The organism is Pedobacter segetis, assembly GCF_016623585.1.
Lineage (GTDB): Bacteria > Bacteroidota > Bacteroidia > Sphingobacteriales > Sphingobacteriaceae > Pseudopedobacter > Pseudopedobacter segetis.
In genome coordinates this window covers 1-16,683 of record NZ_JAEHFY010000033.1, presented here as the reverse complement: position 1 = coordinate 16,683, position 16,683 = coordinate 1, and the positions used below count along the sequence as shown (strand labels likewise).

Genomic DNA, 16,683 nt, shown 5'->3' with positions numbered 1-16,683 from the left:
CAGTTTTTATTGGATAGCAAATACTTTGCGCAAACACCTGTCTCTGGAGGGCTTGTTGTAAATAAGTCGGGCAATAACCTCGACTTTTCTACAGATAAAGTAAAAGGCAGCTTCAATATTAAAAACGGAAACTGGAATTATTATGGATTAGCAGGCGACAATAAAGTTATCGATCAGTTGCCAGAACCTTATTTCTGGAGAGCACCAACCGATAACGATTTTGGGAATAAAATGCCCGAGAGATTAGGAGTTTGGAGAACCGCACATGATAACAGTGTGGTGAAAAGTTTAGATGTATCTGAAAAAACCGCAGATGGCATTACCATAAAAGTAAACTATTTATTGGCTGATATTGATGTGCCTTATACCGTTGTTTATCAGATTTTAAATGATGGTTCTGTAAAAGTAACAGCATCAATAAACATGGAAGGTAAAAACCTGCCAGAAATGCCACGTTTTGGAATGCGTATGCAAATACCCGGTAATTTTGACGATTTAAATTATTACGGACGTGGTCCTTACGAAAACTATAGCGATCGTAAAACCGCTTCTTTTATTGGTTTGTATAGTGATAAAGTAGAAAACGAATATGCGGAATCTTATATCCGCCCACAGGAAAGTGGCTACCATACTGATGTAAGATGGTTTAAACTGACCAATGGCGCTGGCAAAGGACTAAAAATAGCAGGAGTAGATCAGCCTATTTGTTTTAGTGCAATTAATCATAGCGTAGAAGATTTAGATCCAGGTTTAACAAAAAAACAGCAACATCCATCGGATTTAAAAGAGAGAAACAAGATTTTCTTAAATATTGACTTGAAACAAAGAGGAGTGGGTGGCGATAACAGCTGGGGTGCTTATCCCCATGATGAATATTTGTTAAAGGACAAAATTTACAGTTATAGTTATGTTGTGAGCTTACTCTGATTTTTTCACTCTGGATTTGAGGTTGTTTCTTTAACTGTTGAACTCCTGATAATAAGCTTAGTTTTAAGCATTTTGGTAGTCGCTTTCCAATCAGCCACTTCTCTGTTAATTTGATCAATTAACATTTGAGTTGCAATTTTCCCAATTTCATCTACCGGTTGGGCAACTGTGGTCAACTTGGGTTCCATTAAAGAAGATGCATAGTCATCACTATATCCTGCTATTGCAATATCTTCGGGAATTCTTAATCCAATTTTCTTAATAGTTTGGACAACCTCTATAGCAGTGGGATCATTAACGGCAAAAATAGCATCTGGTGGATTTTCTAAACCTAACAAATGTTTCACATAAATCTTTACTTTTCTTAGGCTTAGGTCATAGGGAATTATTAATTCCTCATCAATTTCAATATGATGTTTTTTAAGTGCATCTAAGTACCCATTCAATCTCCCTTTACTAATTGATAACGAATCGGGCCCAGCCAAATGAGCGATTCTTTTTTTTCCGGTTTGTAAAAGATGCTCTACTAATTTAAAAGCGCCTTCATAATCGTCAACAATTACTTTCGGAACAATCATTTCCTCACAAATTCTATTAAAAAAAACTATAGGGATACCCTTTCTTTGAAATATTTTAAGATGATCGTAATTTCTGGTTTCTTTGGTAATTGAGACTAATACTCCATCAACTTGATTTGCCAACATTACTTTTGCATTTTTTACTTCCGTCTCATAAGATTCGTTGGATTGGCTTATGATAATATTATAGCCAGCTTTTGATGCTTCAATTTGTGCCGAAACAATTACTTTGGGGAAATAAGAGCTGATAAATTCGGGTACAATAACCCCAATAGTATAACTTTTATTGGTAATTAAACTTATAGCAAGCATATTTCTTTGGTAGTCCATTTTTTCTGCCAGCTCCAGCACCTTCTTTTTTGTTTCAGGATTAATGTTAGGATGATTGGTTAGTGCCCTAGACACCGTTGATTTAGAAATGTTCAACTCTTTAGCAATATCTAAAATAGTGGTTTGATGTCTCTTCATGATTGTTAATTGGTACAACCAATATAGTAATTATTGGGATGATTCCCATTTTTTGGGAATTTTTAAGTGCTAAAATAAATTTTAGCTCCACTGTTTAAAATTTGCTTAATGTCAAGATTATTTTGAACAATAATGGTGCTTCGTTCATTTTCTAAACTACTTTTCTTAAACCATTTTTTTTGAAGGAGGTATTTAATAATTAAGAATTGGGAACACTCCCAGTAAATGGGACCGCTCCCGTTTAAATTTATAATATTTATAGCTTAAAGTTTAAATGTAGCTCTCTTATCTTCGATATTAATATTTGTGGTTTAATTATTCCCTTTAAAAGAAATAAAAGCTACCTATTTGAAAAGCAATTATCTACCTAAAAATGAAAAATAGTTTTTTAAAAAGTGCATTTATTGTAGTTTTTACATTAATTATAGGCTTTACCTTGCTCAATTTGGGGCTTTTTTATAGCCCTACTTTTTCGGCATTGTACGGTTATGTTATTGGTGTTTCTTTTTTAATTTTTAGCGTAGGACTGTATATCATTTACAAAAAAGTACTTATTAATTTGTTTACTAATGTTTCTTTAATATGCAGTTTCGTTTGGCTTGTTTATGTAATAGCTAATAAACTAATATTGAAAAATATGAGTAATTTATCTATTTATTATTTTTCTACCTGTCTATTTTTGTTTTTCTCTTTAATTGTTGCATTTCAAGCTAAACAAAATCTTGTAAAGCCAATTTTTGAAATAATTCTAAGCTTCGCCATTTTAGAATCACTTATCTGTTTGCTACAATATTTTAAAATACTTAATAGTAAAAGCAACTTTTTCTTAGTTACAGGTACATGGGTAAACCCTAATGTTACAGCCATGTTTTTAGCATTGGTATTTCCTATTGGAGTTTATTCTATACACAAATCAAAGTATAAAAAACTCTTAGTTGGAATACTCATTTTACTGTTTTTAGCTATCGTTATACTTCAATGTCGTACAGCATTAATAGGTATAAGTATTAGCACTTTTATCCAGCTCAACTATAATTATAAAATAATTGAATGGCTGGTAAATAAAAAAAATAGGATTGCTGCAACATTGATGATGATAGTAACATTTAGTCTTATTTTAAATGTAAGCAAATCATTGTACCACTCAAAGCAATCATCTGCTGATGGTAGAAAAACAATATGGAAAGTAGCCATATTAATGATTTTAGAAAAGCCATTAACGGGATACGGTTATGGAAGTTTTGAAAGAAACTATAACCTAGCTCAGGCACATTACATTGAGAAAGGTAAGGCCTCCGGAAAAGAATTACAACAGGCAGGTCCTGTACACATGGCTTATAATGAGTTACTGCAAAACACTGTAGAGGGAGGCTTAATAGGGTTATTATTGTTATTAGTCACCTTTGTAAGTATTTTATATATAGCCTATAACAAAACTATTTTAAATTTTGCAATCAATAAAAAAAGAGATAAAGAGTTTATCGCATGCCGTTCTGCATTAATTGCTTTTGCAGTAATGTCCATGGTAAATTTTACCATGCAAGCCATACCAGTTATGTGCCTCTTTATTTTTTATTGTGCTATCATAATCAGTTTATTTAGTCATAAAAATTTTACCGTCAGAAACAATTATCCTAAAGTATCTACCTATACAACTGGCTTTATTTTTATGTTATTAGGACTATTTTCTATAATCAATATCTTATCCATTGCTAAGGCTGATTTCAATAATAAAAAAGCGTACGAGCAACTGAAGCAAGGACATAAAAATGAAGCACTGAATACTATAAAATCTATTGGAGAAGATTTAAAACATGATAGTAATTATTGGCGAAATTATGCTAACGTACAGGCTTCCTTGGGCAATTATATTGCTGCTTTAACACTTTTAGAGAAAGCTAAACTACTTACTTCATCCCCAGATGTATACCTGCAAGCGGGACATTGTTATGTCAGATTAAAACAATACACCAAAGCGGTTAAAGAATACCAACAGTCCATAAACTTACATCCAACCCGCTTTGCTTACCGTAATGCTTTACTACAAGCTTATCAATTTCTTGGAGACAGAGATAAAGTGGTAGCCACCGCTAAAGATATTATTGCTTTAAAGCCTAAAATTCCATCTGTACAAGTAAATAATTACAAATACGCTGCTAGAAATTTGATGATGCAGACTAACATATCTCAAAACACTTCAACCAACCAACATTTAAAATGACAACTACCAGCAAAACTCACTTTTATGGGCGCTTCATAGTTATTGCAGCTTTATCATTATTGTTTTTCCAAAATGTTAAAGCACAACCACAGAATGTTTTATCGGTACTTAAAAAAGCCGGTAAAAACAGACCTTAATTAGAAAAGGCTATTCAATACTTTAAAAAGACTGGAGATCCTTTAAAGCTTAAGGCCATCTATTTTTTAATAGCTAATATGGATATCCACCAATCACAAGATTACTATTGGGCGGATGCTACAGGAAAAAAAGTAATTTATAACGAGTTGCTTTATCCAAACTTTCAACAAGCCGTTAATGCTTTTGAAATGATAAAAAAGAAATATTCAGGAATTCATCCTATACCTTTTTCTGCAAAGGATGAACAGCATATCAAAGGAGATTTCTTAATTAAAAATACAGAAGCTGCGTTTAAAACTTGGAGAGGTAATATTTATAAAAATATTCCTTTTACAGATTTTTGCGAATACATTTTGCCCTATAGGGTAAGTGTTGAACCTTTACAGGATTGGCGTTTAGCTTATCAAAAACAATATCAATGGTTGCCACAGGTTTTTAAGGCCAACAGTCTTATAGCTGCTATAAACTATCTGCAGGCAGATTATAATACTTGGTTCAGGAGTAATTTTGATCAGGGAAAGCGTAAAGAACCTTTGCCAAGGTTAGGAGCCTTACAGTTATTATTCAGAAAAGAAGGGCCGTGTGAGGATATTGCAGATTTACAGGTTTTTGCCCTACGGTCACAAGGAATTCCTGCTGCTTTAAATATTATTCCTTATTGGGCAACTTCCACTTACAGCCATTTTACCAACACGGTTTTTGATAAAAACAGCAAACCTGTTCAATTTGATGTTGGCCGTGTGCCTGCAACGGCTACTTTAATTAGAGAACCTTCAAAAGTATTACGGATGACCTATTCTAAACAGCCCACTACCTTGGCTAGTTTTACCAACCTGCAAAATATTCCCGATGGATTTATGCGCAACACAAACTACATAGATGTAACTGCGGATTATTGGGCTACAAAGGATTTGAATGTTACCCTTCCTGAAAATCCGGAGAATCTTAAAACAGCTTACATCAGTGTGTTTAATGGAATGAGCTGGAAGCCAACCTGGTGGGGAGCTGTAAATCAATCAAAAGCGCTGTTTAAAAATATGCCAATAGGCGTTTTGTATTTACCCGGCTTTTATAGTAAGGGTAAAATTAAGCCTGTAGCTTATCCGGTATTTCATAGTAATCAGCCAATTATTTTGAAACCAGATATTAAGATTAAAAGAACCATTATCATAAATGAACAGGAAGGTTACCTGATTTTTAGACCAGGTAAAACCTATCGCTTATACTATTGGGATACTGCATGGAAAGCACTGGGTTTACAAAAAGTGATGCCTTTAGCAAAGTCCATCATATTTAATAACGTACCACAAAATGCTTTGCTACTGCTTGTTCCCGAATATTCTGAAGGTAAAGAAAGACCTTTTATCATCACAGATAATGGTAAGAGACAATGGTTTTAGTATTAAAAATTAATCTATAAAAAAATGAATAAAACAAGTTTGAAAATGATGCTTTGTATGCTAAGCATACCCATAGCGCTACAAGCACAACTATCACCAAAAGTTAAGCAGCAATACCCTGCGCTGGTGGTTGCTAAAGTATTTGATGTCGCCAGTAAAATTAAACTGCCCGAAGATAGACAGCTGGCACTGGCCAATTATTATAAAAAGCAGGATAGCTTGGGTGTTGTGGCTTTAGCAAAAGGCGAGCCTATGGAGACCGTGAGTGATTATTATAACTTCTACCCTAAAGCAGTGCTCAGTGCAGAAGACTGGAATGATTATGTATTGATTACTTTAGGCTCTAACCTAAAACTACGTCATGCCATAAAATATCGTGATGATTTAAAATTGAGTAAAACGGAATTAGAAAACCTTTTACTCGCATTAGAAAATGCGAAGCAAAAAATGCATGAAGCAAATTTTAATATTACAAAATTTGACGCAGAGCAGTTGCCAAAAATACTAGGTACCCAAAAGCACAGGCAATTGCTGAGCCTTTTTTACCATGAAAAAGCAGTAAACAATGCTCGTGAAGATTATCACAGAACCTTAAAATACAATTTAATTACAGTAGCAGACAGTTTAAAAAAAGTAAATGAGTTTTATAATTACGAATTAGCTAAGCTTATAGAAATTGACCTTGTTGCACAAAGCGGAGATTATAAAAAAATAGACTCTGTTAAGAAAACGCAGGAAATTAACAAGCCCCAGATATTATGGAAAGCGAATGCGCTAGCGGCAAAACTACCACACGCCAAACTCACCGAACTGGTTAATTACAGGAAAGAAGTGGGTTTAAGTGCAAATCAGGTAGATACTTTAGTGACAAGAATTATACAGCTGGAGAAAACAAAATTCTACGAACAGCTAAATAATCCATATGGCTATTTTACTGCTACCACCTTTGAAACAGAAAATATTTTAAGAATACTAACCAAGCCGCAATTAGAAACCTATCTCTCTTTAAAAAATAAAAATAAGGCCATTTATAATACCCAAAAAAACTGGCAAAAGCTTAAAGCGTTAAATCTGGTGAAAGATGCAGATAGTGTAACTATTAACCGTGAGCATGAAGCTTATGAATTAAAGTACTTGGTTGCTAACCAAATATTGCTGATGGAAAAGTCACAAAGAAACGCTTTTAACAGGTTGACCATACAAAATACCAAACCCCCGCTTTTAAAACAATTAGATGCGCTTGCTACAGAAAAGGCAGCAACCGCAAACACTAAAAAACAACTTGCTTGGTAAATTATAATAAAAATTAATATAACAACAATACAAATAATCGCATACATCTACCTATGGATATTATTCACCTTAAAAACCAAATTTTATTAAAATGAAAAAAGTAGTACTCACCATGCTGTTATTGAGCAGCTTAATGGTTAGGGCACAAACTGTGCCCAGCCTAAAAAATCAGGAACTTATAGCATTGGCCAAAGCCAAAAGCATGACCGATGCGAAGAGCAAAACTTATAACCCCACGGCAGGTTTTAAACTATTTATGGAACAGGCAGAGCAAGGAAATGCTTACGCTATGAATGCGGTAGCTTTATTGTACAGTACCGGAAACGGTACTTCAGTAAATGATGCTGAAGCCATTAAATGGTTTGAAAAAGCTGCGACAAATGGCTATACCAAAGCATGGTATAATTTAGGGATGATCTATAAAGACGGGGCAGGAACTCCACAGGATTTTGCCAAAGCCTACCATTACTTTAAATCTGGGGCTGATTTAAAAAGTATAGCCTGTACTTATGCCATAGGCTATTTACATTATAAAGGTTTTGGCTGCACCCAAAATTATGAAGAAGCGGTAAAGTATTTTCGTTTATCTGCAAGCAAAGGAAGTTTGGGCTCTATGTATATGCTGGGCTTGTGCCATCGTAACGGCTATGGTATAGAAATCAATACAGATAGTGCCAGATATTGGCTTACCAGAGCTGCGGATAAAGGTTACCCACAGGCTATTACAGAATTAACAGCCGCTAAGCCAGAAAATTTTGAGCCCCAGGCAAATAAAACCATATCTAAAAAAGCTAAAGAGGTACAAAGTATCAATAAGGATGAATTACCAAAAGCTTACCAGAAAGTAAAAGCGCAAAAACCGGGAAAAGACATAGCGGGGGAGTATAGCGGTTACCTGATCCGTTATGACTGGAGCGGGCAAAACGTCATTAGCAAAACAAAACTAACAGTAAAACTGGAATTAAATGATGCCCTGCTTAGCGGGCAATGGGAAGAGGAAAATGGATCTGCTGTACCACTAAATGCAGTATTAACAGATAGTGCTTTAGTATTTAACATCTCTGTCATCAGTCGTTTAGACCATTACCATGCTACTATAGGACGCGACCTGGAATTTAAAGATGCCAAACTGCAGTTGGTTAAAGTAAAAGATTCAGTTTATTTGGCAGGTAATTTACAGCTATATGCAACAAAATACCGCGAACCGGAGAAGCCCATGTACATCAGTTTGGTACGTAAAGAGGCCAAGAAACCAGCTAAAAAAGCAAGCCTTAATCAAGAAGAGAAATTGAGTATAAACGATGTTAAAGAAGAAAAACTAACAGAGTTTGCTGCCTACCCTAACCCTTTCAATGATAGTTTTACGGTAAGCTTTAATTTAACAGAGCAGGCAAATGTAACAGCTACATTAACAGATATGAATGGCAGGCAGGTGCATCAACAGCAGTGGAAACAGCTAAATGCAGGGCAACAAAAGCAAACTATAACAGTAAGCTTAAAGCCTGGTACTTATGTTTTAACATTGGCAAACGGTAAAGAGGTTAAATCATTAATTTTAATTAAGCAGTAATGAAAAAACATATAAAAAAGATATTGCTGCTGGGTATGTTTATACTTGGTTTAACTATAATGGGTAATAGTGTTTATGCCGATGATTGGGGAGATGAAGAAGATGAGTGTTACGGTGACCAAGGGTGTGATGAAGGATGGAATAATTGTTATGGTAATTTTAATTATCAGGCTGGGTTGGCTTTAGGACAATTTAATATTCTAGATGAAAGTTGCTTTGATTTAGTCGGTCCGACGATGGAAAATGCAGCTAAGGCATATTTAGATTCGCAAAGTTTACCGAGTTCTCCTCCTCGAGATGATTTTTGGGAATTTATAGCTTCCTTGATAGATCAAAATGCAACAAATGCAGCTGATTATTATCAATGTATTAATACAGCAAACGAAGTTTATGGCGATATGCTAGATCAGGCAGCAGATGATTGGCAGGATTGTTTAAATAGTTACAATTAAAAATAAGATTATGAAAAATATAGCAATAATATTCCTTTTTATTATAGCATCAGGATGCAATAAACAGGATACAAAAAATAGCATTTTAGAGAAATTGAAAAGTGACAAAAATTTCATTCAATACATGAAATATAACACTCAATACAAAGTAAATCTTATTTCCGATAAACATCATCTGAAAAGTAAAGATGGGAAAGTTTTAAAAGATCGACTTGCAACAGCAAATAGCAGTAAAGATATTTTAGAAGCGCATGAAGCTGCAGGCGTTGCACATGCTAAAGAATATATTATGCTAACATATGTTTCAGCTATGTATTATTCCAAATTAAAAAAGGAATATCCACAATTATTTGAATTGCCTGTAAAAGAAAGAGAGAAGCTATTTGATGAGGCTTATCCGGAAAGACAGGAATTAGTTGATAAAGAATTAAAGGCATTTTTAAAACTTCATCAATAAAGAATGTCTCAGTTGGGAGCAAGTATGCAGCCTAAACCTTGTGGGGTTGTGTACTTGTTCTATTTTATAACTGTCGGGAATGCTTAGTGAAAGCTCCTCTCCGGATCGTTAATTAAAAAAGAGTTTTAACTCGCTCGAATTTAAAAATGCCAAACTACAATTGGTTAAAGTAAAGGATTCTGTTTACCTGGCGGGCAATTTACAACTGTATGCAACCAAATACCGCGAGCCGGAGAAGCCTATGTACATCAGTTTGGTACGTAAAGAGGACAAGAAACCAGCTAAAAAAGCAAGCCTTTATCAGGAAGAGAAATTGAGTATAAACGATGTTAAAGAAGAAAAACTAACAGAGTTTGCTGCCTATCCCAACCCTTTCAATGATAGTTTTACGGTAAGCTTTAATTTAACAGAGCAGGTAAATGTAACAGCTACCTTAACAGATATGAATGGCAGGCAGGTACACCAACAATATTGGAAACAGCTAAATGCAGGACAGCAAAAGCAAACTATAACAGTGGATTTACAACCTGGTACTTATGTATTAACACTGGCAAATGGCAAGCAGGTTAAGTCACTTATATTAATAAAACAATAATTATGAAAAATATTAAGCTTAAGATAAAAATACTATTATAATTTTTATTAATTACAATAATTGCTACTGGCTGTAGAAGCGGAGAAAAGAAATCTGAAAAAAACAGCAAATTATTTTTTGAAACTATTATGCATAACGATGAAAACATCATTAATATGTTCAGAGCCTTAAATAATATTATTGAAATGGAGCGATCAGAAATTAACAGCAAATTGTATATTGGCGCAGATTTTCCCCTAAAAAAATACTCTGAGTCTGAAGCAATTCAGCTTATAAAACAAGCTAAAGATGCGAATCCTTAATTAAAGTATTTCAAACTTTAGAGGTCGAAAATTCACAAAAGAAAATTGAATATCTCCAAAAATCAAGTTGATAACCTAAGAGAATTCTGTACAAACTATCCGGAATTTCTTAAATTTTCAAAAGATGAAAAGGTTGAATTATTTAAAGTAGCACAACGTAGTATTATAAATGAGGGAAAACTTTTTGATAAAACTAATTATTATGGAGAGGAAGACGAGCAATTAGGTGATTGTTTGTTTGATTTTAATATAAGTATGAATACTTGTGAAAGAAATTATAACACCACAACCATAGTTATTTGGTCTAATGTAGCTATTGTCGGTTTTGCAGGCATGATCAGTACTGGTGGTGCGGGAGTTGCAATTCTTGGTGTTGCTCTTGTTGCCCAAGCCGCAAATCTTTATTCTTATGAGGGCTGTATAGATGATGCTGGAGATCAATTTGCTCATGACTGTCCCGATTCATTTACAATCCATTAAAGATGAAAAACATAACTTTCAAAATAATACCAATAATTGGAATAATTGTTTGTATCCATTACATGTTAAGTCATGAACATATCGATAAAATGTATCAGTTTATAACATTTGGCTTATATTTTTTGCTAATCTCAATACAATTATTAAAAATGTATATTAAAAAGAAAAACTAAATAAGTTCCCAGAATTGGTTCGAGTGTCCCTATTTAAGGGGCGCTCAAACAACAATGGCACAAAAAACCTGCTATTCGGGATGTTAGCTTTTGAGCATCCCGAATTTAAATTTAGTTAAGGTTTTCTATAACTAAAGATAAAGGCGGATTTTCAATTCGCAATATTCAGAGTTCGCGTTGCCTTTTCAAGAACAACCCGAACAGCTTAAGTGGCAGGCAGGTACACCAGCAACAGTGGAAACAGCTAAATGCAGGGCAACAAAAGCAAACTATAACAGTAAGCTTAAAGCCTGGTACTTATGTTTTAACATTGGCAAATGGTAAAGAGGTTAAATCATTAATTTTAATTAAGCAGTAATGAAAAAACATATAAAAAAGATAATGCTGCTGGGCATGTTTATACTTTGTTTAAATTTGCCTAGTAGCGTTTATGCAGAAGACTACGGATCAGAATATCATGAATATGAATACGATGAGACAGAACTTTATAATGAATTAGCTGCAATGAACCCCGGCGATATGACAACCAAGGTCCATGCCTTACAAACGGTTGTTATCACAGCTTATTCATTTAATTTTACAGTTGATGTTTACAGTCTTTTGGGTCAGTTGATTAATGATTTTACCTTTGACACTTCACAGGATGTGTTCAACTGGTATGCTATTAATTTCGGTTCTGGTGATAATGGCGATGATTCTGGAGATAATCCCGAACCACCCGACGATCCTTGTGCTGAAGCAAAGAAATTGACAGCCGCCTTAAATGAAGCCCTAGCAAAGCAGGAGGTGCAGGATCAGCTCAACGCCTTGAAAGGATTTAAAAACTCCAGCAATGAGCATGGCTTTATAATCACCAAAGACGCAACCGGTTACCACGTTTCAGATATAATACCAGGTACCGCGAACAATGTTAACCTGCCGGGCGACCCTAACGTTGTTTTCATTGCGCATGAACATACGCTGAATGCCTCGGCGGCACCATCTTCTACCGATATTTATGGCCTTGGTGGCCATAACGCTAGTTTTGAAGGAAATATCATCATTTATGGCGATGATATGTATTTGCTGAGCGTTACCGATCAAGCGAAATACGATAGCTTTGTTCTGAAAAGCAACCAGAAAGGGTATTATGATAAGGATGCATCAAATGGGTGGAAAAAGGAAACTAAAATTGATGACGAGTTCGGAGAGTTTGTCGGAGAGTTTAGTAAATTGAATCCCGGTTCAGACGCTACTTATCCAACTCAGCAATATCTGATGGACAGGTTTAACATGGGGCTTACCCTTCAAAAATGGAGTGGAACCGATAATGCGTTCTATCCAGAGGAGCTTAATGTGGAAGAAAACGATGATACGGGCAGCAGCACCACGCTTGGCGGAGGCGGTAATGTTATTAAATCCAAGTACAAAAAAATAGAAGTAAATAAAAAAGATTGTCCAGACTAAATAAATTTAAGATGAAAAAATTAATCATATTATTGTTTGTCACTGTGTCTTACACAAATGTAAAGGCTCAAGATTTACACAGCTACGCCGATACGGCCAATTACCTCATACACCAAATTGAGAACAAAAAAAATCTTTACGTTGGTCAACCGTTATCGGTCTTATTGGATAGCCTCAAAATAGATCCCGTTCGATCAATTGCAGGGGCGGGGATGAGAAAAGAAGATTTTGGAAAGGATCTACGGCTATATTTTAATTGGGAGCGTGATTTTGAAAGGAAGCATTTTATTATTATAGAGTTTAATTCGGTTCCTGAATATACTACATTATTTCCGGTGTTTTATCCAGCTATCGGTCAAGGGGGGACTTTGCAAAGCATACTTTTAGTATATCGGCCGCTAATTGTTAAAGATGTTTTTGTCAAGGATTATACCAATGACGAACCGGTAAACCCGGATGTACATTATTAGGGTGATGCCCTGCAGGCTTATAAGCCTGCAGGGTTTGTAAAACGTACCTATTTTAGTATGAAAAAGTTAATATTACTCGTATTGATCTTAATATCTTTTATAAATGTAAAGGCTCAAGATTTACATAGCTACGCCGATACGGCGAATTACCTGATCCACCAAATTGAGAACAAAAAAAATCTTTATGTTGGTCAACCGTTATCGGTATTATTGGATAGCCTCAAAATAAATCCCGTTAAAGTAATTCCTGAGGGGGGGATTAGAGAGGAAGATTTGGGAAAAGATCTTCGACTTGAGTTTAATCTCGAACGCAATTTTAATAAGGCACATTTTATTGTTGTAGAATTCAATTCCGTCCCTCCATATACTACATTGTTTCCGGTGTTTTATCCGGGTATCGGCCAGCAAAGAAGTTTGCAAAGTGTGTTTTCTGTTTATCGGCCGCTAATAATCAAAGATGTTTTGGTAAAGGATTACAACGACGATGAGCCGATAAACCCGGATGTACATTATTAGGCTTCTATCCTATCCTGCAGGCTTGCAAGCCTGCGGGTTTTTAAACTATGCCTTATCTAACTATTCGGGATGTTAGCAATTGCGCATCCCGAATTTGTGGGGAACATAAATGTAGCGGTAAAGTCTGGTACTTATGTATTAACACTGGTAAATGGTAAACAGATTAAGTCACTAATTTTAATCAAACAATAATGGAGAAACACATAAAAAAAATATTGCTACTGGGTATGTTTATACTAGGTTTAAGCCTGTCTGGCAACAGCGTTTATGCGGAGGACTATGGAGGTGAATATAGCCAGGACCATTACGAGACAGAATTTACGAACCAACTGGATGCATTGCCAAACGGGGGGATAACTTCCATAGTGATTCAGCTAAATGAAGTTGTGGTTACCTCGTCTATCGATCATTTTAATGTAGATATATACGATGCACTTAATCAGTTGACAGGAAGTCTTACCTTTGACACTTCACAGGATGTGTTCAACTGGTATGCTATTAATTTCGGTTCTGGTGATAATGGAGGTGATGAGCAACCAGAAGAACAGGACGATCCATGCTCCCGTATAAAGTCAAAAAACACAGAGACTATTTACCATAATAAGACCGAAGATTTAAAAGATAAAACAAGCCTAACTTATGAAACTGGTTTTGCAGGGACAAAATCCGGTGATTACACCGACTTGACAACAGGTGGATCTACGGCCGACGAAAAATATTTAGATATAATTATTGATGATGACACAGAAGGATTTAACCATACCCATGTAGATGATTATTCAATAGAACAAGATGACGGTACTACCGTGTCGGTTAAGCCCATAAGAATGTTTTCACCTAATGACGTTAATACTTTAATGCAAATTGTAGATCGAAACAAAAACTCGGGCGATTTTTCCCCATATTATATGTCTATGACAAGTAGTGATGGCAATTATACCATTAAATTTACAGGAAGCAGTGCTGATATAAAAACAGGTTTTAATACTCCGGCATGGAATAAGGAGTATATAAAGTTTATGGATAACGACCTTCAATCTAATGAGAAATTGTTCCTTCGTTTTTTACAAGAAAAGATGGATATTACTGGAGTAGAGTTATATAAAATAAATGATAATGGATCTGTAGAGAAAAAAACTTTAACAACAAACGCGAATGGTAAGCCAGTAGTTGAAACTACTCCTTGTCCTCAATAAATTTAAAACTCTAATAAAAATAAAATGAAAACATTACTAATCATACCGATGATGCTTCTAATCAGCATCAGCTCTTATGCACAAAGAACCATTTCCTTTGCGGAAGCTGCTGCCTATAAAAATAATCCTGAAGGCATACCTGAAGATGTTAGCTACGTTAAAGATGTAGATAATAAGTTGCCAAAATTTGTTGGTACTTGGAAAGGTGTCGCAGCGGGAAAATCCATAGAACTTCATTTGAAACAAATATTGCATCTACCAGAGGATGAGTATGGTTTCAAGTTGGACCAACTTGTAGGAAGAACATTAATAAAAGATGCGAGTACCGGAGACACGCTTTATAATACACTAAATATTATAGATGATAATAATACTGGATTTCAAGGCTCCTATTATTTTTATAATGAAAATTATAGTATGTATTTCTTTAACCTAAATGATGATTTTTGTATGGATTGGGGCGATGTATCCATAACTGTATCTCCAACCGATCCAACGAAGCTGAAATTGTATTTTGTTAGAAGAACCGGGGTTATGATGGAAGTTAGTAAATGCCCTAATATTAGCACCTATGTTCCTATTCTCCCTAAAAGTGTTGAGTTAACGAAGCAGTAAATAAAAGAATTGATTAATATGAGACTTTTAAGGATTTCGCTGATACTTATAATAGTAGCTGGATGTAAAACAAAGCATTTTACACCAATTAGCGGATATAAGCAATTGCCAGAGCTTGATAAATTTGAAGGAGAATGGCTATACAGTGATAGTAACTATACTTTTAAATTGTTCCTTAGAAAAGAAAAAAGGCATTTGAATGATAAATACATGGATTTTATTGTTGGTTCCTACTGTTATACATCAAAAAATGAACCTAATTCTTGCTTTGACAATGATAGAGATACAACGATTTTAAGCGGTAGTACTATTTATGATGATTCAAAAAGAATTTTATCTTTTTTGGTTATAGACAAAATAAAGAAAAAGAGAGGAAGTGGCTTTTTGAAACTGCTTCCTAAAAGCACCAATATGGCGGAGTGGTCTCTTAATAACACAGAAGGGATTAGGGTTGGCAAGTATGATGAAACGTTTTCAATTCCTACAAAATTAACCCTTAAGAAAGTAAGATAGAAATTATGGTCTGCTCTTCGGAATGTTTTAGAAGACATTCTTCAAGCCCGCTATTCGGGATGTTAGCAATTGCGCATCCCGAATTTGTGGGGACAATTTATCGGAATTTCTGGTTTAGCCCAACCCTTTCAGCAACAGCTTCACCATCAGTTTTAATTTGCCCCAGCAGTCAGATGTAACCGCAAGTTTAGCGGATATGAACGGCCGGCAGGTTTATGCCGAGCAATGGAAACAGGTGAGCCCATGGCCACAAAGGCGGAACATAAACGTATCGGTAAAGCCTGGCAGTTATGTGCTCACGCTAGTTAACATGGGGCTTACTCTTCAAAAATGGAGTGGAACCGATTATGCGTTCTATCCAGAAGAGCTTAATGCGGAAGAAAATGATGATACGGGCAGCGGCACCACGCTTGGAGGCGGCGGCAACGTTATTAAATTTAAGTACAAAAAAATAGAAGTAAATAAAAAAGATTGTCCAGACTAAAAAAATTTAAGATGAAAAAATTAATCATATTATTGTTTGTCACTGCGTCTTACACAAATGTAAAGGCTCAAGATTTACATAGCTACGCCGATACGGCGAATTACCTGATCCACCAAATTGAGAACAAAAAAAATCTTTACGTGGGTCAACCACTTTCGGTTTTATTAGATAGCATTAGAGTAAATCCTGTTGATGCACTTGCAGGGGGAGGGGTAAAAGAAGATTTTGGAAAAAAGCTTAGGCTATATTTTAATTGGGAATACGATTTTAACAGAAAGCATTTTATTATTATAAAATTTGATTCCGTCCCGTCATATAATACTTTATATCCCGTCTTTTTCCCAACTATCGGTCAAGTTGGGAGTTTGCAAAGTATACTTTCCGTTTAT

At 35.1% G+C, this 16,683-nt stretch carries 19 protein-coding genes and 1 pseudogene; 19 read left to right on the top strand and 1 reads right to left on the bottom strand.

Annotated elements, in window-relative coordinates; genetic code table 11:
* A partial coding sequence (locus I5M32_RS16030; RefSeq protein ID WP_234461991.1) for a beta-galactosidase small subunit occupies positions 1 to 927 on the top strand: 927 nt, incomplete at its 5' end.
* 5 nt (positions 928 to 932) lie between these two features.
* Here I5M32_RS16030 and I5M32_RS16025 read toward each other — a convergent pair.
* Positions 933 to 1,991 carry a LacI family DNA-binding transcriptional regulator gene (locus I5M32_RS16025; protein WP_234461990.1) on the bottom strand — a complete coding sequence of 353 codons (1,059 nt, stop codon included), beginning with the start codon at positions 1,989 to 1,991 and terminating at the stop codon, positions 933 to 935.
* 355 nt (positions 1,992 to 2,346) lie between these two features.
* On the opposite strand from I5M32_RS16025, the gene I5M32_RS16020 reads away from it, so the two are divergent.
* From I5M32_RS16020 to I5M32_RS15940, 18 genes and pseudogenes are all read left to right on the top strand, one after another.
* Positions 2,347 to 4,194 carry an O-antigen ligase family protein gene (locus I5M32_RS16020; RefSeq protein ID WP_200588111.1) on the top strand — a complete coding sequence of 616 codons (1,848 nt, stop codon included), beginning with the start codon at positions 2,347 to 2,349 and terminating at the stop codon, positions 4,192 to 4,194.
* 215 nt (positions 4,195 to 4,409) lie between these two features.
* Positions 4,410 to 5,732: a transglutaminase domain-containing protein gene (locus tag I5M32_RS16015; protein WP_200588109.1), complete on the top strand. Its 1,323-nt coding sequence runs from the start codon at positions 4,410 to 4,412 to the stop codon at positions 5,730 to 5,732.
* A 24-nt stretch (positions 5,733 to 5,756) separates the two neighbouring features.
* Positions 5,757 to 7,025, top strand: a complete 1,269-nt coding sequence (locus tag I5M32_RS16010) for a hypothetical protein (protein WP_200588107.1) — start codon at positions 5,757 to 5,759, stop codon at positions 7,023 to 7,025.
* 91 nt (positions 7,026 to 7,116) lie between these two features.
* The gene (locus tag I5M32_RS16005; RefSeq protein WP_200588105.1) at positions 7,117 to 8,595 is read left to right on the top strand and encodes a T9SS type A sorting domain-containing protein; all 1,479 of its coding nucleotides are present in this window, start codon (positions 7,117 to 7,119) and stop codon (positions 8,593 to 8,595) included.
* Entirely contained in the window at positions 8,595 to 9,047 is a 453-nt protein-coding gene (locus tag I5M32_RS16000; RefSeq protein WP_200588103.1) for a hypothetical protein, read from the top strand. The genes I5M32_RS16005 and I5M32_RS16000 overlap by 1 nt, the downstream gene beginning before the upstream one ends.
* A gap of 10 nt (positions 9,048 to 9,057) precedes the next feature.
* Positions 9,058 to 9,504 carry a hypothetical protein gene (locus tag I5M32_RS15995; RefSeq protein WP_200588102.1) on the top strand — a complete coding sequence of 149 codons (447 nt, stop codon included), beginning with the start codon at positions 9,058 to 9,060 and terminating at the stop codon, positions 9,502 to 9,504.
* A gap of 160 nt (positions 9,505 to 9,664) precedes the next feature.
* Entirely contained in the window at positions 9,665 to 10,099 is a 435-nt protein-coding gene (locus I5M32_RS15990) for a T9SS type A sorting domain-containing protein (protein WP_200588101.1), read from the top strand.
* Positions 10,100 to 10,227: 128 nt separating this feature from the next.
* Positions 10,228 to 10,401, top strand: a complete 174-nt coding sequence (locus tag I5M32_RS15985; protein ID WP_200588100.1) for a hypothetical protein — start codon at positions 10,228 to 10,230, stop codon at positions 10,399 to 10,401.
* A gap of 45 nt (positions 10,402 to 10,446) precedes the next feature.
* Positions 10,447 to 10,881 (top strand): hypothetical protein, encoded by a 435-nt coding sequence (locus I5M32_RS15980; RefSeq protein ID WP_200588099.1) that lies wholly within the window; start codon positions 10,447 to 10,449, stop codon positions 10,879 to 10,881.
* Between the two features lie 300 nt (positions 10,882 to 11,181).
* Positions 11,182 to 11,412 carry a hypothetical protein gene (locus tag I5M32_RS17040; protein WP_394370324.1) on the top strand — a complete coding sequence of 77 codons (231 nt, stop codon included), beginning with the start codon at positions 11,182 to 11,184 and terminating at the stop codon, positions 11,410 to 11,412.
* On the top strand, positions 11,412 to 12,500 hold the full coding sequence (locus tag I5M32_RS15975; RefSeq protein ID WP_200588098.1) for a hypothetical protein: 1,089 nt from the start codon (positions 11,412 to 11,414) through the stop codon (positions 12,498 to 12,500). Before I5M32_RS17040 ends, I5M32_RS15975 begins: the two co-directional genes overlap by 1 nt.
* Positions 12,501 to 12,511: 11 nt before the next feature.
* The gene (locus I5M32_RS15970; protein ID WP_200588097.1) at positions 12,512 to 12,970 is read left to right on the top strand and encodes a hypothetical protein; all 459 of its coding nucleotides are present in this window, start codon (positions 12,512 to 12,514) and stop codon (positions 12,968 to 12,970) included.
* Between the two features lie 57 nt (positions 12,971 to 13,027).
* Entirely contained in the window at positions 13,028 to 13,486 is a 459-nt protein-coding gene (locus tag I5M32_RS15965; RefSeq protein ID WP_200588096.1) for a hypothetical protein, read from the top strand.
* 215 nt (positions 13,487 to 13,701) lie between these two features.
* Entirely contained in the window at positions 13,702 to 14,682 is a 981-nt protein-coding gene (locus tag I5M32_RS15960; RefSeq protein ID WP_200588095.1) for a hypothetical protein, read from the top strand.
* Positions 14,683 to 14,706: 24 nt separating this feature from the next.
* On the top strand, positions 14,707 to 15,297 hold the full coding sequence (locus I5M32_RS15955) for a DUF6705 family protein (RefSeq protein WP_317193147.1): 591 nt from the start codon (positions 14,707 to 14,709) through the stop codon (positions 15,295 to 15,297).
* Positions 15,298 to 15,315: 18 nt separating this feature from the next.
* Positions 15,316 to 15,810, top strand: coding sequence for a DUF6705 family protein (locus tag I5M32_RS15950; RefSeq protein ID WP_200588092.1), 495 nt, complete (start codon positions 15,316 to 15,318; stop codon positions 15,808 to 15,810).
* Positions 15,811 to 15,940: 130 nt separating this feature from the next.
* A pseudogene (locus I5M32_RS15945) lies at positions 15,941 to 16,294 on the top strand (hypothetical protein); the annotation flags it as partial.
* 11 nt (positions 16,295 to 16,305) lie between these two features.
* The coding region (locus I5M32_RS15940) for a hypothetical protein (RefSeq protein WP_200588090.1) at positions 16,306 to 16,683 on the top strand (378 nt) is incomplete at its 3' end.

Bases quoted from the DNA above. Each gene is read 5' to 3' on its own strand.
- I5M32_RS16020 (WP_200588111.1), top strand. From the start codon at position 2,347: ATGAAAAATAGTTTTTTAAAAAGTGCATTTATTGTAGTTTTTACATTA.
- I5M32_RS15965 (WP_200588096.1), top strand. From the start codon at position 13,028: ATGAAAAAGTTAATATTACTCGTATTGATCTTAATATCTTTTATAAAT.
- I5M32_RS15985 (WP_200588100.1), top strand. From the start codon at position 10,228: ATGCATAACGATGAAAACATCATTAATATGTTCAGAGCCTTAAATAAT.
- I5M32_RS16000 (WP_200588103.1), top strand. From the start codon at position 8,595: ATGAAAAAACATATAAAAAAGATATTGCTGCTGGGTATGTTTATACTT.
- I5M32_RS16015 (WP_200588109.1), top strand. From the start codon at position 4,410: ATGGATATCCACCAATCACAAGATTACTATTGGGCGGATGCTACAGGA.
- I5M32_RS16010 (WP_200588107.1), top strand. From the start codon at position 5,757: ATGAATAAAACAAGTTTGAAAATGATGCTTTGTATGCTAAGCATACCC.
- I5M32_RS15950 (WP_200588092.1), top strand. From the start codon at position 15,316: ATGAGACTTTTAAGGATTTCGCTGATACTTATAATAGTAGCTGGATGT.
- I5M32_RS15995 (WP_200588102.1), top strand. From the start codon at position 9,058: ATGAAAAATATAGCAATAATATTCCTTTTTATTATAGCATCAGGATGC.
- I5M32_RS15975 (WP_200588098.1), top strand. From the start codon at position 11,412: ATGAAAAAACATATAAAAAAGATAATGCTGCTGGGCATGTTTATACTT.
- I5M32_RS15970 (WP_200588097.1), top strand. From the start codon at position 12,512: ATGAAAAAATTAATCATATTATTGTTTGTCACTGTGTCTTACACAAAT.
- I5M32_RS15955 (WP_317193147.1), top strand. From the start codon at position 14,707: ATGAAAACATTACTAATCATACCGATGATGCTTCTAATCAGCATCAGC.
- I5M32_RS16005 (WP_200588105.1), top strand. From the start codon at position 7,117: ATGAAAAAAGTAGTACTCACCATGCTGTTATTGAGCAGCTTAATGGTT.